Origin of the sequence: Pseudomonas sp. GL-RE-26 (assembly GCF_019956275.1) — a bacterium.
Classification (GTDB): Bacteria; Pseudomonadota; Gammaproteobacteria; order Pseudomonadales; family Pseudomonadaceae; genus Aquipseudomonas; species Aquipseudomonas grandcourensis.
Window position 1 is genome coordinate 87688 of the sequence record NZ_JAHBDI010000077.1, and the last position, 18470, is coordinate 106157.

An 18470-nucleotide genomic window follows, 5' to 3' on the forward strand; every position below is an offset into this window, starting at 1 on the left:
CCTCAGAGTTTGGGGCTGAGTTCAGGATTTCAAGGGCTCTTCGAGTTTGAAATGTGCACGGGCCGTGGCAATGGGTTCGGCTTCGGTGCTTTGCCAGGCGGTAATCGCCACATTGGCGACCCGCCGACCCTGGCGCCAGACCTGGCATCGGGCCCAGGTATCGCGAAACTGCCCGGCTCGCAGGTAATCCAGGGAGAAGTCGATGATCTTCGGCACCCCGGGCGATCCGGTGAACACCAACAGGTGCAGCGCCGCGGCCAATTCCATGAAACCGGCGATCACACCGCCATGAATCGCCGGCAACAACGGGTTCCCAATGTTGTCCTTGTTCGCTGGCAGCTTGAACAGCAACTCATCCCCCACCCGTGAACATTCGACGCCGATCAACCGGGCATAGGGAATCAAATCCAGCAGCGAGGCGTAATCGCCCTGCTCATGGGCCTTTTGCAATTGCTCCTTCAACGACTCGCTCATTGCGCACCTCCGGCGACGGCGCCACCAAAGCCCTTGGTGCCCTTGATGTTCTTGCCCATGCGCATGAAAGTGCCCATTACATGGGCAATGGGTTGCCCGGGGTCATCCTGATAGGCGAAGCCACGGGCAAAAATCACATCGGTGGTGACCCGATAGCACTGGGCAAAGCCGTAGACATCCTTATGCGGCTCGGCGGCGTGCATGTAGTCGATGCGCAGGTCGAGGGTCGGGCAGACTTCGAATTCCGGGAGCACGCAGAGGGTCGCCATGCCACAGGCGGTGTCCATCAGTGAGGTCAGCGCTCCACCATGAATCACACCGGTTTGCGGATTACCGACGATCTGCGGGCTGTACGGCAGCACAATCGTCAGCCCTTCGTTGCTGGCGCTATGAACACTTAGTCCAAGTACCTGGCAATGTCGCAGCGCCGACAAAAAGCGCTTCGCGCGCTCAAAAACGGGGTTTTCGGCCATTTGATAAAAACTCTTGTTTATGTCCGTACTGTGCGGTGGCGGTCCGGGTAAAAGTTCCGCATTAGAACAAACTTATATATCTGAAAGACTTAAGGAACTTAACCCTGATGCCTGGGCTCTTAATGCCAGTAGATGCTTTTCATCAGGAGAAACACCCCATGCGTAAGACTTTAGCTATTGCCTTGATGTTGACCGCTTCCCTCGGTCTCGCTGCCTGCGATAAAAAATCCGAGGACAAAGCTCAAGATGCTAACCAACATGCTGAGCAAGCCCAGCAAAAAATGAACGAAGCTCAGGATAAAGTGAACGACGCGGCGAAAGAAAACGCCGAAGCCGCCAAAGATCAGGCTGCTCCGGCCGCTCCAGCCGCTCCGGCTGCTCCGGCCGCTCCGGAAGCACCTAAGAACTAATACGGTTTTTAGAGTGGCAAAAGAAAACCCGCCAAGTGCGGGTTTTCTTTTACCTTGAAAAAATCGGTTAGAGCAAAATCGTTCGAAAAGTCGGACTAATCATCAACAACAGCGAACAAATTAATCCCACCAGCCAAACCAGACTGCGCTGCCAGGCCAAGTCCTTCCAGTAACACACCAGGTAAATAACCCGCGTGATCACGAAGATGATCGCCAGGCCGTCGATCAGCCAGCCCGCCGTCTGCGTGGTATGCGCCATCAACACACCCACAGCGAACAATATGAAGGCTTCGAAACTATTCTGATGCGCCGCCAGCGCGCGGGCACCCAGGCCTGTGAGTTGCATCTGCTGTTGGCGCGGCAGGTGGTTATCGTAACCACCCTGCTCTTTCATGGCCCTGGTCACGGGCATTCGTGCCAGATAAATCAACACCGCACTGATAAACACGCACCAGAATGGAATACTCATCAAGCAGCCTCTTTGATTACCTCCGGCAACGGCGCCTCTGTAGGGGTATAGACCATCACGTCGAGTACGTCGGAATGAAACTCGCGGTGGTACAACACGAACACGACGCCGGCACTCATCAACATGAACAGCCATGGGCTGACGAACCAGGCCAGCATGGTCATACCGAAGTAGTAGGAACGCAGCCCGAAGTTGAACTGGTTGGCAGCCATGGAGATGACGCGGGCGGCGCGTAAAGCGAACGCCTTGCGTTCCTGCTCCGACACATGGCGCTCGCCGACCATCGGCGCCGAACCCACCAGTACCGCCGCAAAGTTGTACTGGCGCATGCACCAGCTGAACGTGAAGAACGCATAGACAAACACCAGCGCCAGGCACAGCAACTTGATTTCCGACATGCCCTGGGACGCCTGTTGCACCATCGGGATATCCGCCAGCAACGATACCGCCCGCTCCGAAGCCCCGAGCACCGTGAGAATGCCGGCCAGGATAATCAGCGTACTGGAGGCGAAGAACGAAGCATTGCGCTCCAGATTGCCGATCACGCTGGCATCGGCGATGCGGTTGTCGCGCAGCAGCATGCGGCGCATCCAGTCTTCACGATACAGGTGCAGCACACTGGCCAGGCACGCGGTGTCACGGCCTTTCCATGTGGCATAGCGGGTGTACCCGCCCCAGCAGATAACGAACCAGACGGCGGCAAGAATGTGGATCAGGTTGGCTTGGATGAACGACATGCAGGTCCTTGTGATGTAAATGCGGATTACACAGACCCTGTGGGAGCTCGCTCCCACAAAGGGTGTTGCAGTGCTTCGACGTTAGCTCAACGGAAAAGACACCGCATCCCTCACAAAAAAATGCCCCGTATCGATTGATACGGGGCATTTCTGTTTCTGCTCAAGACCCGCTTGTGGCGAGCCTCGAAGCGACTTAAGCCAAGGCTTCGGCGCGTTTGCCCAGCAGGCGATCGCAAACCACCGCGACCACCAGTGTCATCACCGATGGCACCAGCCAGGCCAGGCCCTGCTCGCTCAGCGGCAGGTGGGCCATTTGCGTCGGCATCCAGTCCGCCAGGCCTGCACCCTTGAGGGCGTCGATCAGACCGAAGATGAACGACACCAGCATGACCGGGCCGAGGATACGACCCTGCTCATGCCAGAAGTCCTTGCAGAAGCTCAACGCCACCAGGACGATGCACGGTGGGTAGATCGCGGTGAGCACCGGGATCGAGAACGCAATCAGCTTGGTGAGGCCCAGGTTGGACACCAGCAGCGAGAACGCAGCGAGGATGATCACCAGTGTCTTGTAGGACAGCGGCACCACACGACTGAAGTACTCGGCGCAGGCACAGGTCAGGCCGACCGCGGTCACCAGGCACGCCAAGGAGATCAGCACGGCAAGGAAGCCGCTACCCAGCGAACCGAAGGTGTGCTGCACGTAAGCGTGCAATACCGCCGCGCCATTGGTAGCGCCAGCGGCCACTTCATGGCTGCCCGAACCGAGACGGAACAGGCTGACATACACCAGCGCCAGGCCGACACCGGCGATCAGGCCGGCGATGATCGCATAACGGGTGATCAATGCTGGCGACTCAACGCCGCGGGAACGGATGGCGTTGACGATTACGATGCCGAACACCAGGGCGCCCAGGGTATCCATGGTCAGGTAACCATTGATGAAGCCTTGGGAAAACGGCGCCGCCACGTATTCAGGCGTGGCTTGGCCAATGTCACCGGCCGGCAAGGCGAATGCTGCAATGCCCAGCACGGCCAGGGCAATGATCTTCAGCGGCGCGAGGAAGCGCCCTACGGTATCCAGCAAACGGCCTGGATACAGCGAGATGAAGAACACCAGCAGGAAGTACACCGAACTGTAGAGGAACAGCGCCAACGGGCTCTCCCCGGTCAGCGGCGCCAGGCCCACTTCGAAAGATACCGTCGCGGTACGTGGCGTCGCGAATAGCGGGCCAACAGCGAGGTAGCAAGCCGCTGCCAGCAGGCCACCGGCGACTTTACCGATCGGGCTGCTCAAGGCATCCATTGCACCGCCGACCTTGGCCAGCGCCACAACGGTGATCACCGGCAGACCAACTGCCGTGACCAGGAAACCCATCGCCGCCATCCAGACATTAGGCCCGGACTGCAAACCGACGATAGGCGGGAAGATGATGTTGCCAGCCCCGACGAACAGGGCAAACGTCATAAAACCAAGTGCCAGGATGTCCTGGCCTTTCAACACTTTCATTAAGGAAATACCACACTACTGAATCGGAATTTAGAGAGGGATTTCCCTATGGGTGAGGGAAATGCTGTCAGTCCGTATAAGACCGACCCTTTTAGCGCGTTGCCGCCTTGTGGGCCGCAGACGCAAAAATGGCGAGTAGCCTAACGAATTTGGATCAGAAACGCACTGTTAGAGGGCGAACATTCCGATGCACGACATTTTTGTGTCGCGTTTACATATCTAATTTATTTACGCGGACCTCTGTGGCGAGGGGGCTTGCCCCCGTTCGACTGCGCAGCAGTCGTCAATCAGGCAAACGCGGTTCGCCTGACATCACGCGATTGCAGGTTTTTGGGGTCGTTTCGCAACCCAACGGGGCGATGCGGCGGTCCGACGAGCCCCCTCGCCACAAAAGCCCTGCGGACAACTGAAACCCCGGAAACGACAAAGGCCACCCGAAGGTGGCCTTTGTTTGGTGAAGCGTCAGCCAAGCACGAGGCTTACTTGACAGCCCAACCAGTCAGCTCGGCCAGGGCCTTGCCGATGTCTGCCAGCGAACGCACGGTTTTAACGCCTGCGTCTTGCAGAGCAGCGAATTTCTCGTCTGCAGTGCCTTTGCCGCCAGAGATGATTGCGCCAGCATGGCCCATGCGCTTGCCCGGAGGAGCAGTCACACCAGCGATGTAGGAAACAACCGGCTTGGTCACGTGTGCCTTGATGTAGGCAGCCGCTTCTTCTTCAGCCGAACCGCCGATCTCACCGATCATCACGATCGCTTCGGTCTTCGGGTCTTCCTGGAACAGCTTCAGGATGTCGATGAAGTTCGAACCCGGGATCGGGTCACCACCGATGCCGACGCAAGTCGACTGACCGAAACCGGCGTCAGTAGTCTGCTTCACAGCTTCGTAGGTCAGGGTGCCGGAACGGGAAACGATACCGACCTTGCCTGGCAAGTGAATGTGACCTGGCATGATGCCGATCTTGCATTCGCCTGGGGTGATCACGCCTGGGCAGTTAGGGCCGATCAGGACTACGCCCAGCTCGTCGCACTTAACTTTAGCGTCCAGCATGTCCAGGGTAGGAATGCCTTCGGTGATGCACACGATCAGCTTGATGCCGCCGAAGGCAGCTTCCAGGATCGAGTCTTTGCAGAAAGGAGCCGGAACGTAGATCACGCTGGCGGTGGCGCCAGTGGCAGCTACAGCGTCTTTCACGGTGTTGAACACTGGCAGGCCCAGGTGCTCGGTGCCGCCTTTGCCTGGAGTTACACCACCAACCATCTTGGTGCCGTACTCGATGGCTTGCTGGGTGTGGAAACTACCTTGCGAACCGGTAATACCCTGGCAGATAACTTTGGTGTCTTTATTGATCAGGACGCTCATTATTTGCCCTCCGCAGCTTTGACAACTTGTTGAGCAGCGTCGGTCAGGCTGGTAGCAGCGATAATGTTCAAACCGCTTTCTGCCAGTACTTTAGCGCCCAGCTCAGCGTTGTTGCCTTCAAGGCGAACAACAACCGGGATTTTCACGCCGACTTCTTTCACAGCGCCGATGATGCCTTCGGCAATCATGTCGCAACGAACGATGCCGCCGAAGATGTTGACCAGTACTGCAGCGACGTTAGTGTCGGACAGGATGATCTTGAACGCTTCAGTTACGCGTTCTTTGGTAGCGCCACCACCTACGTCGAGGAAGTTGGCTGGCTTGCCGCCATGCAGGTTGACGATGTCCATGGTACCCATGGCCAGGCCAGCACCGTTGACCATGCAACCGATGTTGCCTTCCAGCGCTACGTAGTTCAGTTCGAACTTGGCAGCGTGCGCTTCGCGCGGATCGTCCTGCGACGGATCGTGGAAAGTCTTCAGCTTAGGCTGACGGTACATGGCGTTGGCGTCGATGTTGATCTTGGCATCGAGGCAGTGCAGATCGCCGTCAGCCTTGATCACCAGTGGGTTCACTTCCAGCAGGGCCAGGTCGTGATCCTTGAACAGTTTGGCCAGACCTACGAAGATCTTGGCGAACTGGGCAACTTGCTTGCCTTCCAGGCCCAACTGGAATGCCAGCTCGCGACCCTGGAATGGCTGAGCGCCAACCAGTGGATCGATAGTGGCCTTCAGAATTTTTTCTGGAGTGTCGTGAGCGATTTTCTCGATGTCCACGCCACCTTCGGTGGAAGCCATGAACACGATGCGACGGCTCGAACGGTCAACGACAGCGCCCAGGTACAGCTCTTTAGCGATATCAGTGCACGATTCAACCAGGATCTTGGTGACTGGCTGGCCATTGGCGTCAGTCTGGTAAGTCACCAGACGCTTGCCCAGCCACTGCTGTGCGAAGGCTTTGGCGTCTTCTTTGCTGCGAACCAGCTTTACGCCGCCCGCTTTACCGCGACCACCGGCGTGGACCTGGGCTTTGACAACCCACTCGCTGCCGCCGATTTTGTCGCAAGCTTCTGCTGCTGCTTCCGGGGTGTCTACCGCGTAACCGGTGGAAACTGGCAGGCCGTACTCAGCGAACAGCTGCTTACCCTGATACTCGTGAAGATTCATGCTTTTTACCGTCTTCGTTAGGTACTGCGCATTCGGTGCTGCACTCATTCAAGTGCCGCACCACCTGTGACTGCTGCTTGCATAGCCTTTCCGGATACCCGGTGCAGCTATGCAAGACTGCGTCCAGCGGATATTCCGCGGTGAGTCTTGCATGCAAGGCTCACGACGGGCCAAACCGCCGTGGTTTCTTATTATGTCTTAACGCTTCTTGCGGTTGGCGATATGAATGGCGCCGCCATTCACTGCCAGAGCAGCTTCGTGCAAGGCTTCAGACAGGGTCGGATGGGAGAAAACCATCATGCCCAGGTCTTCAGCGCTGGTGCCGAATTCCATACCGATCGCGCCCTGCTGAACCAGTTCCGCAGCGCTTGGGCCAATCACGTGGACGCCCAGTACGCGGTCTGTCTTGGCATCTGCGATGACCTTGACGAAACCACCGGTGTCGTTGGCAGCCATGGCACGGCCAGAGGCTGCGAACGGGAAGGTGCCGACGTTAACTTCAACGCCTTCAGCTTTCAAGGCCTGCTCGGTTTTACCAACCCATGCGATTTCCGGGTGAGTATAAATAACCGAAGGGATCAGGTCATAGTTCATCTGGGCCTTGTGGCCCTTGATGCGCTCGACAACCATGATGCCCTCTTCCGAGGCCTTGTGCGCCAGCATCATGCCGCGAACCACGTCGCCGATGGCGTAGACGCCCGGTACGGTGGTGGCGCAGTGATCGTCAACGTGCACGAAACCGCGCTCGTCCAGGGTCACGCCGCAGTCGGCAGCCAGCAGATCAGTGGTCACCGGACGGCGACCAACGGCTACGATCAGCTTGTCGAAAGTGATGTTCTGTTCGCCCTTGGCATCGGTGTAGTTCACCACGACTTCGTCGCCGTTCACTTTGGAACCGGTTACGCGAGCGCCCAGCTTGATGTCCAGACCCTGTTTGGTCAGGGTTTTCAGCGCTTCCTTGGAAACAGCGGTGTCCGCTGCCATCAGGAAGGTGTCCAGGGCTTCCAGGACAGTCACTTCTGCACCCAGACGCGACCAGACCGAACCCAGCTCCAGACCGATCACGCCAGCGCCGATCACGCCCAGACGCTTGGGTACGGATTGGAATTCCAGGGCGCCAGTCGAATCGACGATCACATTCTGGTCAACCGGAGCTGGCGGAATGTCGATCGGACGCGAACCTGGAGCCAGGATGACGTTTTCGGCTTCGATGATTTCTACCGAGCCGTCTGGCTTGGTGACTTCGACTTTCTTGCCGGCCAGCAGCTTGCCGTGACCCTGGATCGAGGTCACACCGTTGGCTTTGAACAGGGTCGCAACGCCGGAGGTCAGGCCTTTGACGATGTTGGCTTTACGGCCGACCATCGCTGGCACGTCCATGGTCACGCCAGCGTGATTGATACCGTGGATCGCGAAGCCTTCTTTGGCTTCCTTGTACTTCCAGGAGCTGTCCAGCAGCGCCTTGGATGGAATGCAGCCGACGTTCAGGCAAGTACCGCCCAGAGCCAGTTTGCCTTCCTTGTCGGTGTACTTCTCGATGCAGGCCGTCGAAAGACCAAGCTGAGCGGCCTTGATGGCAGCCACATAGCCGCCAGGGCCGGCGCCGATCACTACTACGTCAAATTTCTGAGTCATAAAAGGTTCCTTTTAGCAACAAGCTACAAGCCGCAAGCTGCAAGCATGAAGCCCGCTCGCTCGCTTTGAGCTTGGGGCTTGCAGCTTGCAGCTTGCCGCTGCTTTTTAGATATCCAGAAGAAGACGAGCCGGATCTTCCAGCAGGTTCTTGATGGTCACCAGGAAGGTCACAGCTTCTTTGCCATCGATCAGACGGTGATCGTAGGACAGTGCCAGGTACATCATCGGACGGATAACGACCTGACCGTTGATGGCCATCGGACGCTGGATGATGTTGTGCATGCCCAGGATGGCTGCTTGTGGCGGGTTGACGATCGGGGTCGACATCATCGAACCGAAAGTACCACCGTTGGTGATGGTGAAAGTACCACCGGTCATTTCGTCCATCGACAGTTTGCCGTCGCGAGCTTTCTTGCCGAAGGTGGCGATGCCGCCTTCGATTTCAGCCAGGCTCATCAGTTCGGCGTTACGCAGAACCGGTACAACCAGGCCGCGATCACTGGAAACTGCAACGCCGACGTCAGCGTAGCCGTGGTAAACGATGTCGCCGCCGTCGATCGAAGCGTTGACAGCCGGGAAGCGTTTCAGCGCTTCGGTGGCCGCTTTCACGAAGAACGACATGAAGCCCAGGCGCACGCCGTTGTGGGACTTCTCGAACAGGTCCTTGTACTTCGAACGCAGGGCCATGACTTCGGTCATGTCGACTTCGTTGAAAGTGGTCAGCATCGCCATGTTCGATTGAGCTTCAACCAGACGCTTGGCCACGGTGGCACGAACGCGGGTCATCGGTACGCGCTTCTCGATGCGATCGCCGGCAGCAAACACAGGAGCAGCGGCAGCCGGAGCAGCAGCCTTGGCAGGTGCGGCAGCAGGAGCAGCTTTCTTGGCTTCGACAGCGGCAACCACGTCTTCCTTGGTTACACGACCATCTTTGCCGGTGCCTTTGACGGAAGCCAGGTTGATGCCGTTTTCTTCGGCCAGCTTGCGAGCAGCTGGAGCTGCGATAGCGTCTTCGTCAGCACCGGCAGCTGGAGCAGCGGCAGCAGCGGCCGGAGCAGCAGCGGCAGCCGGAGCAGCAGCGCCGCCTTCAACGATGGAGCCCAGGACTTCGTCGGACAGAACGGTTTCGCCTTCGTTCTTGACGATAGCGCCCAGCACGCCGTCAGCAGTAGCCAACACTTCCAGCACGACTTTGTCGGTTTCGATGTCGACGATCAGTTCGTCGCGCTTGACCGCATCGCCCGGTTGTTTGTGCCAGGTGGCAACGGTGCCATCGGCAACCGATTCCGGGAAAGTGGGGGCTTTGATCTCGATAGCCATTGTCTGTGGTTCCTTAAATTCGGTTTCAGGTGCGCGAAGGCGTTAAACAGTAAAGGCGTCTTGCAGCAGTTTTTCCTGCTGTTCGGCGTGCATCGATGCGTAACCGCATGCTGGTGCAGCAGAAGCCTCACGGCCCGCGTACTCGAGTACGAGAGACTTGTTGAGGTTGCTGATGCTGCGACGCATGTGGTGTTGGCTGCAGTACCACGCACCCTGGTTCATCGGCTCTTCCTGACACCAAACGGCAGCTTTGACGTTGGTGTAAGGCGCCAGGACTTCTTTCAAGTCGTCCTCAGGGAATGGGTACAACTGCTCGATACGCACGACAGCGATGTCGTCACGACCTTCGGCACGGCGTTTTTCCAGCAGGTCGTAGTAGACCTTGCCGCTACACAGAACAACGCGCTCGACCTTTTTCGGGTCTTGGGCATCGATTTCCGGGATGACGGTCTGGAACGAACCTTCGGCCAGATCTTCCAGCGTCGAGATGGCCAGCTTGTGGCGCAACAGCGACTTCGGTGTCAGAACGATCAAAGGCTTGCGCAGCGGGCGAATCACCTGACGACGCAGCAAATGATAGATCTGTGCCGGCGTAGTCGGCACGGCTACCTGAATGTTGTGCTCGGCGCACAGCTGCAGGTAACGTTCCAGACGCGCCGAGGAGTGCTCCGGCCCCTGACCTTCGTAACCGTGCGGCAGCAACATGGTCAGACCGCACAGACGGCCCCACTTGTGCTCGCCACTGGTGATGAACTGGTCGATAACTACCTGGGCACCGTTGGCGAAGTCGCCGAACTGGGCTTCCCAGATCACCAGCGCATCAGGCGTGGTGGTCGAGTAACCGTATTCGAACGCCAGTACCGCCTCTTCGGACAGGAACGAGTCGTACAGGTCGAAACGCGGCTGACCGTCGTACAGGTTCTGCAGCGGGATGTAGGTGCCCGCGTCCTTCTGGTTGTGCAGGACAGCATGGCGGTGCGAGAACGTACCGCGGCCGATGTCCTGGCCAGTCATGCGAATCGGGTGACCTTCGAACGCCAGGGTCGCGTACGCCATGGTTTCGGCGTAACCCCAGTTGATCGGCAGGCCGCCGGCTTGCATCTTCTGGCGGTCTTCGTAGATCTTGGCAACCTGACGCTGAACCACGAAGCCTTCCGGGATTTCCAGCAGCTTGGCGGACAGTTCCTGCAAGGTCTTGAGGTCGAAGCGAGTGTCGTGACGCGCGGTCCAGGCGTGGCCCAGATACGGACGCCAGTCCACGAACAACTCTTTGTTCGGCTCTTTGACCAGGCTTTTCACTACGTGCAGACCGTTGTCCAGCGCATTGCGGTATTCGTCGACTTTCGCCTGAACACGCTCTGCGTCCAGCACACCGCCCTGGGTCAGACGATCGGCATACAGCTCACGGGTGGTGCGCTGCTTGGTGATCTTCTGATACATCAGAGGCTGGGTGCCGCTAGGCTCGTCGGCCTCGTTGTGGCCGCGACGACGGTAGCAGACCAGGTCGATCACCACGTCTCGCTTGAACTGCATGCGGTAGTCGATGGCCAGCTGGGTCACGAACAATACGGCTTCCGGATCATCACCATTCACATGGAGGATCGGCGCCTGGATCATTTTCGCAACGTCGGTCGCGTACTCGGTGGAACGCGAGTCCAGCGGGTTGCTGATGGTGAAACCGACTTGGTTGTTGATCACGATGTGCACGGTACCGCCGGTCTTGAAACCGCGGGTCTGCGACATCTGGAAGGTTTCCATGACCACGCCCTGACCTGCGAATGCAGCGTCACCGTGGATGGAGATCGGCAGAACCTTCTCGCCGGTCGGATCGTTACGACGGTCCTGACGGGCGCGAACCGAACCCTCGACCACCGGGGAAACGATTTCCAGGTGGGACGGGTTGAACGCCATGGCCAGGTGAACTTCACCGCCGGAAGTCATCACGTTGGACGAGAAGCCCTGGTGGTATTTCACGTCACCAGAACCCAGCTCGACCTTCTTCTTGCCTTCGAACTCGTCGAACAGCTCGCGCGGGTTCTTGCCGAAGGTGTTGACCAGCACGTTCAGACGGCCACGGTGGGCCATGCCGATGACGATTTCCTTGGTGCCGTAGGAACCGGAACGCTGGATCAGCTCGTCGAGCATCGGAATCAGGCTTTCGCCGCCTTCCAGACCGAAACGCTTGGTACCCGGGTATTTGGTGCCCAGGTATTTTTCCAGGCCTTCGCCGGCGGTCACGCGCTCGAGCAGGTGGCTCTTGATGTCGGCGGAGTACGTCGGACGACCGCGCACGCTTTCCAGACGCTGCTGGAACCACTGGCGCTGCTCGGAATCGGTGATGTGCGTGAACTCAGCGCCGATGGTGCGGCAATATGTCTGCTGCAACGCTTCGTGAATTTCGCGTAGGCTCGCTTCCTCTTTGCCGATGAACAGGTCGCCGGCACGGAAGGTCGTATCAAGATCGGCATTGGTCAAGCCGTAATGATTGATCGACAGGTCTGCAGGTGCAGGACGCTGCCACAGTCCCAGCGGGTCAAGCTGGGCTGCCTGGTGGCCACGCATACGGTAGGCCTGGATCAATCGCAGCACTTCAACTTGCTTCTTCTCGTGCTCACTGCTCACGCTGCCGGCGGAAACCGGTTGGGCGCGGCGCTGGTTCTTTGCCAGCAAGACGAAATGATCGCGAATTGTGGAGTGCGAAACATCGGTGGCAGAGTTGCCGTCAGCAGGCAACTTCTGGAAGTAGGTGCGCCACTCTTCTGGCACAGCGTTAGGGTCGTGCAGGTAGAGCTCGTAAAGCTCTTCCACATAGGCAGCGTTACTACCGGATAGGTAGGCACTGTTCCACATGCGCTGCATCACGCTTTCTTGCATGCTTGGTCACCCTCGGTTAGGGGAACACCACCGGTGTCGACACCGAGCAAACTTGCAGAAGTCCGAATGCAGCGACCAAAACAAGCCACTAGGATCACACTGATAGTCCGGGTACCAGCCCGGATGCCCCTGCTTGTCTCATTTCTTCAAAATAAGAGCCGCAGCCTTTTAAGCTGCTGCTCAGGTTAAAACTACGGCGCCGGTTGAAGCCTGCGCCGCAGCATCTACGGGTACAACGGGTACAGCAGCCGAATCACACGCCGCTTGAGAGCAACATGTTACGGATGTGACCGATGGCCTTAGTCGGGTTCAGGCCTTTCGGACATACGTTGACGCAGTTCATGATCCCGCGGCAGCGGAATACGCTGAACGGGTCATCCAGCGAAGCCAGACGCTCGGACGTCTTGGTGTCACGGCTGTCTGCCAGGAAGCGGTACGCTTGCAGCAGGGCAGCTGGACCCAGGAACTTGTCCGGGTTCCACCAGAAGGATGGGCAGGAAGTCGAGCAGCAAGCGCACAGGATGCACTCGTACAGACCGTCCAGCTTTTCACGCTCTTCAGGGGACTGCAGACGCTCGATGGCCGGAGCCGGCGTGTCGTTCTGCAGGTATGGCTTAACCTTTTCGTATTGCTTGTAGAAGATGCTCATATCGACGACCAGGTCACGGATAACCGGCAAACCTGGCAGAGGACGAACGATCAACTTGTTACCTTTTACGACAGCGGACAGCGGCGTGACGCACGCCAGGCCGTTTTTGCCGTTGATGTTCATGCCGTCGGAACCGCAAACACCTTCACGGCAAGAGCGACGATAGGAGAAACCCTCGTCCTGCTCTTTGATCAGGGCCAGCACATCCAGCACCATCAGGTCTTTACCACCGGTATCAACCTGGAATTCCTGCATGAACGGCGCGGCGTCCTGATCAGGGTTGTAACGATAAACGCTGACTTGCAACATGGCGGCCACCCTTAATAAGTCCGAATCTTAGGTTCAAAAGTCGGAACAGTCTTCGGCGAGAAGTTCACGGCACGCTTGGTCACGCGCTTGTCACCCGGGAAGTACAGGGTGTGGCACAGCCAGTTTTCATCGTCACGATCTTCGAAGTCTTCACGGGCGTGGGCACCGCGGGACTCTTTACGTACTTCTGCAGCGATGGCGGTGGCTTCGGCCACTTCCAGCAGGTTCTGCAGCTCCAGAGCTTCGATACGTGCAGTGTTGAACGCCTGCGACTTATCGCTGATCTTCACGTTGGCGATGCGCTTGCGCAGGTCAGCCAACTGGGCAATACCCTTCTGCATGTATTCACCGGTACGGAATACACCGAAGTAGTTCTGCATGCAGTTTTGCAGCTCGCGACGCAGGGTAGCCACGTCTTCGCCTTCGGTACGGTTGTTCAGAGCGTTCAGGCGCGACAGGGCAGCTTCGATATCGGCTTCGGTAGCGTCGTCGTATTCGATGCCGTCGGTCAGTGCCTTTTCAAGGTGCAGGCCGGCAGCACGGCCGAATACCACCAGGTCGAGCAGCGAGTTGCCGCCCAGACGGTTGGCACCATGAACCGACACGCAAGCCACTTCACCCACTGCGAACAGGCCAGGGATGATTTCGTCGACGCCTTCGCCGTTCTGGGTGATCGCCTGACCGTGAATGTTGGTCGGAACACCGCCCATCATGTAGTGGCAGGTCGGAACAACCGGAACCGGAGCAACAACCGGGTCAACGTGTGCGAAAGTCTTCGACAGTTCGCAGATGCCTGGCAGACGGCTGTGCAGCACTTCCTCGCCCAAGTGGTCGAGTTTGAGCATTACGTGGTCGCCGTTCGGACCGCAACCGTTGCCGGCGATGATCTCTTTAACCATCGAACGGGCAACAACGTCACGACCGGCAAGGTCTTTGGCGTTCGGAGCATAACGCTCCATGAAACGCTCGCCGTGCTTGTTGATCAGGTATCCACCTTCACCACGGCAACCTTCTGTAACCAGTACACCAGCGCCGGCGATACCGGTCGGGTGGAACTGCCACATTTCGATGTCTTGCACCGGTACGCCGGCACGCAGCGCCATGCCAACGCCGTCACCGGTGTTGATCAGGGCGTTGGTGGTCGAAGCGTAGATACGACCTGCACCGCCGGTAGCCAGTACGGTGGCCTTGGCACGGATGTAGGTGGTTTCGCCGGTTTCGATGCAGATGGCGATCACGCCGACGAACTCGCCTTCGCCGTTCTTCACGAGATCGACAGCGTAGTACTCGTTCAGGAACACGGTACCGGCTTTCAGGTTGCCCTGATAAAGGGTGTGCAGCAGAGCGTGACCGGTACGGTCGGACGCAGCGCAAGTACGCGCAGCCTGGCCGCCTTTACCGTAGTCCTTGGACTGACCGCCGAACGGACGCTGGTAGATACGACCTTGCTCGGTACGCGAGAATGGCATACCCATGTGGTCCAGCTCGTAAACGGCAGCCGGGCCTTCCTGACACATGTATTCGATTGCGTCCTGGTCACCGATGTAGTCGGAACCCTTGACGGTATCGTACATGTGCCAGCGCCAGTCATCGTTCGGGTCAGCGGACGCGATTGCGCAGGTGATGCCGCCCTGGGCGGATACAGTGTGCGAACGGGTCGGGAAAACCTTGGTGATCACGGCAGTCTTGTGACCGCCCTGCGCCAGTTGCAGCGCTGCGCGCATGCCTGCACCGCCACCACCAATAATGATGGCGTCGAAAGAAATCGTTGGAATGTTAGCCATGACTCAGATACCCCAGAGAATCTGCACGCCCCAGACGAAGTAAGCGAACATCGCAACGCCGCATACTGCCTGGAAAAGGAAACGTATAGCCGTCGCGGACTTGCCGAACGCCATTGGCGTCAGGTAGTCGGTCGCGATGGTCCACATGCCGACCCAGGCGTGAGCGCCGAGGGCAACGAGGGCCAGGAGGCTGAAGATACGCATTCCGTTGTGGGCGAACAGTTCATGCCACTGGGCGTACTCGAGGCCGGGATGGGCCACGATGTATCCGATCAGGAAGATGAAGTAAGCCGCGAGAACGACCGCAGACACACGTTGCGCCATCCAGTCATAGAGGCCCGAACGCGACAGGTTCGTGACGTTAGTTACCATATCCAAACTCCTGCCAGAACGATTACCACCACGGAAACGGCGATAACGATTTTCGAGCCCAGCTTGCCGCCTTCCAGCGTCTCACCGATGCCCATGTCCATGATCAAATGGCGCACACCGGCTACCAGGTGATAAAGCAGAGCGGACAGGATGCCCCATGTCACTAGCTTGGCTAGCGGACTGGTCAGACACGCTTTCACCTGACCGAAGCCTTCCTCGGAACTCAGCGACTTGTCCAATGCGTAAAGCATGATGGCAAGGCACACGAAGAGGATGACACCGGAAATTCGGTGAAGGATGGACGTGTAAGCAGTGACTGGGAGTTTGATGGTCCTTAGGTCTAGGTTTACAGGTCGTTGGCTTTTCACGGCTTTTTTTTCACACTGAAGAGCCCCTAACAATCAGGGCAAAGTTGTTGGGGAGTGCACTGGTCAGGTAACCACCACCCAGGGATGCGACCCCCAATGAAAGCAAGCCCAAAAGCCCTTGGCGGTCGGTGGCCGAGTATAGACAGTTAGGCTACTAATGACAACGCAAACACCTAACCCAAACAGCTGATTGCGCAACTGACATAAAAGGCGTAAATGGCAGCCAATTTCGAGAAAAAAGTCCGGTTAAAGCCTTCTGGAGCAAGACTTTAGGCAAATTGACATTCGAATTTATCTCACTATAGTGGTGCGGGCCCTGCGTGGGGGGTCTGTCTGATGATTTCAAGCATAAATAGGAGGCCACATGGCTGACAAAAAAGCGCAGTTGATCATCGAGGGCGCAGCCCCCGTCGAGCTGCCCATTTTAACCGGCACCGTTGGTCCCGATGTTATAGATGTTCGGGGCCTGACGGCCACGGGCCGTTTCACCTTTGACCCAGGCTTCATGTCGACCGCCTCGTGCGAGTCGAAGATCACCTATATCGACGGCGACAACGGCATCCTGCTGCACCGCGGCTACCCGATCGAACAGCTGGCTGAAAAGTCGGACTACCTGGAAACCTGCTATCTGCTGCTCAACGGCGAACTGCCGACCGCAGAACAGAAGGCCCAGTTCGTCAGCACCGTGAAGAACCACACCATGGTTCACGAGCAGCTGAAGACCTTCTTCAACGGCTTCCGTCGCGACGCCCACCCGATGGCCGTCATGTGCGGCGTAGTCGGCGCCCTCTCGGCGTTCTACCACGACTCCCTGGACATCAATAACCCGCAGCATCGCGAAATCTCCGCGATCCGCCTGGTTGCCAAGATGCCGACCCTGGCCGCGATGGTTTACAAGTACTCCATGGGCCAACCCATGATGTACCCGCGCAACGACCTGTCGTACGCGGAAAACTTCCTGCACATGATGTTCAACACCCCGTGCGAGATCAAACCGATCAGCCCGGTGCTCGCCAAGGCCATGGACCGGATCTTCATCCTCCACGCCGACCACGAGCAGAACGCTTCGACCTCCACCGTACGCCTGGCCGGCTCTTCGGGTGCCAACCCGTTCGCCTGTATCGCCGCCGGTATCGCTGCACTGTGGGGCCCTGCCCACGGCGGTGCCAACGAAGCCGTACTGACCATGCTCGATGAAATCGGCGATGTTTCGAACATCGACAAGTTCATCGCCAAGGCCAAGGACAAGAACGATCCGTTCAAACTGATGGGCTTCGGTCACCGCGTTTACAAAAACCGCGACCCGCGCGCCACAGTAATGAAGCAGACCTGCGACGAAGTGTTGAAGGAACTGGGCATCCAGAACGATCCGCAACTCGAACTGGCCATGCGCCTGGAAGAGATCGCCCTGACCGACCCGTACTTCATCGAGCGCTCGCTGTACCCGAACGTCGACTTCTACTCGGGGATCATCCTCAAGGCGATCGGCATTCCAACCAGCATGTTCACCGTGATCTTCGCCCTGGCGCGGACCGTCGGCTGGATCTCCCACTGGAAGGAAATGCTCTCCAGCCCGTACAAGATCGGCCGTCCGCGCCAGTTGTACACCGGCTACGAGTCGCGTGACATCACCAAGCTGGAAGACCGCAAGTAAGAGCTGTCTCGCTGTAGGGTGTTGAGTTGTACCGGGAACGGCCTCTGCTTTTTATATAAAGAGCAGGAGGCCGTTTTTGTTTGTGCGCGTTGTCGCGTTTTTTTGATCGAGCGCATATCCGTTTCTTCGGTAACGGCCACTTAGGGCTCCGCTCTTACAGCGGGTCACTTTGAAAAAGCACAAAGTAACCAAACGCTCTTGCCCCTGACATTCGGTGCCTCGCCTAGGCTCGGCATGCCCTCGCTCCGGTCCTGCCTCACGAGGGGGCGTACACCGCAACAGCGTCCGAGGCGGCCTACCGGCCGGCCTGTTTGCTGGGGTCGTTCGGCCGTGAGGTACCTGGTCGGCTGGCAGGCCGCCTTCGTGAGCAAGCCCGCCCCCACAGAAGAGCAAAGGCAGAGCAGCCCCCACCGCGCCGCTTCTCACCACTCATCAGGCCGAGCGTTAGCTCGCCTGCAGCTCTTGATCTTGATCCACCCGCCCCCTCGGCAGGCTGAGCGGAGGTGTTCATCCGGGGATTGGCGCGCAGCGCCGTTCGACGCAGTCGAACTCATTGCATGTAGGTCGAAGCGAAGCCGACCGGAGGGCAATGCCCCCGGATGAATACCGCAGCGAAGGAACCCCGAGCCTTAGCGAGGGGCCGTACGTTCGGGGCGAGCGTTTTTTTGGTTACTTTTTTTAGGCGCTTGTAAAAAAAGTGACTCGCCGTAAGGGCGAAACCATAGGTGGCCGTTACCGCAGGAATGGATATGTACACCATAAAAAAACACTCCGCCCGACCCAAAGTCTTCGCGAGCACGCCAGTCCCTACAGTAAATCGGCACATCCACGAAATTCAGGTCGATTACCGCCCAATAAAAAAATGCCCCGATCTCTCGACCAGGGCATTTCCAATCAACACAACTTAA

The 18470-nt window shown here is 58.0% G+C and carries 16 protein-coding genes; 2 read left to right on the top strand and 14 right to left on the bottom strand.

The window, feature by feature from the left end:
- Nucleotides 1-21: 21 nt before the first annotated feature.
- Nucleotides 22-474: a PaaI family thioesterase gene (locus KGB07_RS27030; RefSeq protein ID WP_046037644.1), complete on the bottom strand. Its 453-nt coding sequence runs from the start codon at nt 472-474 to the stop codon at nt 22-24.
- Nucleotides 471-947 (bottom strand): PaaI family thioesterase, encoded by a 477-nt coding sequence (locus tag KGB07_RS27035; protein WP_046037645.1) that lies wholly within the window; start codon nt 945-947, stop codon nt 471-473. Before KGB07_RS27035 ends, KGB07_RS27030 begins: the two co-directional genes overlap by 4 nt.
- 158 nt (nt 948-1105) lie before the next feature.
- Between KGB07_RS27035 and KGB07_RS27040 the strand changes: the two genes are divergently transcribed.
- On the top strand, nt 1106-1357 hold the full coding sequence (locus KGB07_RS27040; RefSeq protein ID WP_223467173.1) for a hypothetical protein: 252 nt from the start codon (nt 1106-1108) through the stop codon (nt 1355-1357).
- A gap of 67 nt (nt 1358-1424) precedes the next feature.
- On the opposite strand, the gene KGB07_RS27045 is transcribed toward KGB07_RS27040, so the two are convergent.
- From KGB07_RS27045 to sdhC, 12 genes are all read right to left on the bottom strand, one after another.
- Nucleotides 1425-1826, bottom strand: coding sequence for an MAPEG family protein (locus tag KGB07_RS27045; protein ID WP_046037646.1), 402 nt, complete (start codon nt 1824-1826; stop codon nt 1425-1427).
- On the bottom strand, nt 1826-2563 hold the full coding sequence (locus KGB07_RS27050; RefSeq protein WP_046037647.1) for a DUF599 domain-containing protein: 738 nt from the start codon (nt 2561-2563) through the stop codon (nt 1826-1828). Before KGB07_RS27050 ends, KGB07_RS27045 begins: the two co-directional genes overlap by 1 nt.
- A gap of 193 nt (nt 2564-2756) precedes the next feature.
- Complete coding sequence (gene brnQ / locus KGB07_RS27055) at nt 2757-4070, bottom strand: branched-chain amino acid transport system II carrier protein (protein WP_046037648.1); 1314 nt, start codon at nt 4068-4070, stop codon at nt 2757-2759.
- 479 nt (nt 4071-4549) lie between these two features.
- The gene (sucD, locus tag KGB07_RS27060; protein ID WP_007919877.1) at nt 4550-5431 is read right to left on the bottom strand and encodes a succinate--CoA ligase subunit alpha; all 882 of its coding nucleotides are present in this window, start codon (nt 5429-5431) and stop codon (nt 4550-4552) included.
- Nucleotides 5431-6597 carry an ADP-forming succinate--CoA ligase subunit beta gene (gene sucC, locus KGB07_RS27065; RefSeq protein ID WP_007919879.1) on the bottom strand — a complete coding sequence of 389 codons (1167 nt, stop codon included), beginning with the start codon at nt 6595-6597 and terminating at the stop codon, nt 5431-5433. Before sucC ends, sucD begins: the two co-directional genes overlap by 1 nt.
- A 198-nt stretch (nt 6598-6795) precedes the next feature.
- Nucleotides 6796-8232 (bottom strand): dihydrolipoyl dehydrogenase, encoded by a 1437-nt coding sequence (gene lpdA, locus KGB07_RS27070; protein ID WP_046037649.1) that lies wholly within the window; start codon nt 8230-8232, stop codon nt 6796-6798.
- A 105-nt stretch (nt 8233-8337) separates the two neighbouring features.
- A complete protein-coding gene (gene odhB, locus KGB07_RS27075) occupies nt 8338-9552 on the bottom strand; it encodes a 2-oxoglutarate dehydrogenase complex dihydrolipoyllysine-residue succinyltransferase (protein ID WP_223467175.1) in 1215 nt (404 codons plus the stop codon).
- A 42-nt stretch (nt 9553-9594) separates the two neighbouring features.
- Complete coding sequence (locus KGB07_RS27080) at nt 9595-12426, bottom strand: 2-oxoglutarate dehydrogenase E1 component (RefSeq protein ID WP_046037651.1); 2832 nt, start codon at nt 12424-12426, stop codon at nt 9595-9597.
- A 253-nt stretch (nt 12427-12679) separates the two neighbouring features.
- Nucleotides 12680-13384 (bottom strand): succinate dehydrogenase iron-sulfur subunit, encoded by a 705-nt coding sequence (locus KGB07_RS27085; protein WP_008063297.1) that lies wholly within the window; start codon nt 13382-13384, stop codon nt 12680-12682.
- Between the two features lie 11 nt (nt 13385-13395).
- Entirely contained in the window at nt 13396-15168 is a 1773-nt protein-coding gene (sdhA, locus tag KGB07_RS27090; RefSeq protein WP_046037652.1) for a succinate dehydrogenase flavoprotein subunit, read from the bottom strand.
- Between the two features lie 3 nt (nt 15169-15171).
- The gene (gene sdhD / locus KGB07_RS27095; protein ID WP_046037653.1) at nt 15172-15540 is read right to left on the bottom strand and encodes a succinate dehydrogenase, hydrophobic membrane anchor protein; all 369 of its coding nucleotides are present in this window, start codon (nt 15538-15540) and stop codon (nt 15172-15174) included.
- On the bottom strand, nt 15534-15908 hold the full coding sequence (sdhC, locus tag KGB07_RS27100; protein ID WP_032829628.1) for a succinate dehydrogenase, cytochrome b556 subunit: 375 nt from the start codon (nt 15906-15908) through the stop codon (nt 15534-15536). Before sdhC ends, sdhD begins: the two co-directional genes overlap by 7 nt.
- Before the next feature lie 364 nt (nt 15909-16272).
- Between sdhC and gltA the strand changes: the two genes are divergently transcribed.
- Entirely contained in the window at nt 16273-17562 is a 1290-nt protein-coding gene (gene gltA / locus KGB07_RS27105) for a citrate synthase (RefSeq protein ID WP_007977501.1), read from the top strand.
- Nucleotides 17563-18470: the final 908 nt, after the last annotated feature.

Coding starts and splice junctions, on each gene's coding strand:
- KGB07_RS27030 (WP_046037644.1), bottom strand. CDS start 474: ATGAGCGAGTCGTTGAAGGAGCAATTGCAAAAGGCCCATGAGCAGGGC.
- KGB07_RS27035 (WP_046037645.1), bottom strand. CDS start 947: ATGGCCGAAAACCCCGTTTTTGAGCGCGCGAAGCGCTTTTTGTCGGCG.
- KGB07_RS27040 (WP_223467173.1), top strand. CDS start 1,106: ATGCGTAAGACTTTAGCTATTGCCTTGATGTTGACCGCTTCCCTCGGT.
- KGB07_RS27045 (WP_046037646.1), bottom strand. CDS start 1,826: ATGAGTATTCCATTCTGGTGCGTGTTTATCAGTGCGGTGTTGATTTAT.
- KGB07_RS27050 (WP_046037647.1), bottom strand. CDS start 2,563: ATGTCGTTCATCCAAGCCAACCTGATCCACATTCTTGCCGCCGTCTGG.
- brnQ (WP_046037648.1), bottom strand. CDS start 4,070: ATGAAAGTGTTGAAAGGCCAGGACATCCTGGCACTTGGTTTTATGACG.
- sucD (WP_007919877.1), bottom strand. CDS start 5,431: ATGAGCGTCCTGATCAATAAAGACACCAAAGTTATCTGCCAGGGTATT.
- sucC (WP_007919879.1), bottom strand. CDS start 6,597: ATGAATCTTCACGAGTATCAGGGTAAGCAGCTGTTCGCTGAGTACGGC.
- lpdA (WP_046037649.1), bottom strand. CDS start 8,232: ATGACTCAGAAATTTGACGTAGTAGTGATCGGCGCCGGCCCTGGCGGC.
- odhB (WP_223467175.1), bottom strand. CDS start 9,552: ATGGCTATCGAGATCAAAGCCCCCACTTTCCCGGAATCGGTTGCCGAT.
- KGB07_RS27080 (WP_046037651.1), bottom strand. CDS start 12,426: ATGCAAGAAAGCGTGATGCAGCGCATGTGGAACAGTGCCTACCTATCC.
- KGB07_RS27085 (WP_008063297.1), bottom strand. CDS start 13,384: ATGTTGCAAGTCAGCGTTTATCGTTACAACCCTGATCAGGACGCCGCG.
- sdhA (WP_046037652.1), bottom strand. CDS start 15,168: ATGGCTAACATTCCAACGATTTCTTTCGACGCCATCATTATTGGTGGT.
- sdhD (WP_046037653.1), bottom strand. CDS start 15,540: ATGGTAACTAACGTCACGAACCTGTCGCGTTCGGGCCTCTATGACTGG.
- gltA (WP_007977501.1), top strand. CDS start 16,273: ATGGCTGACAAAAAAGCGCAGTTGATCATCGAGGGCGCAGCCCCCGTC.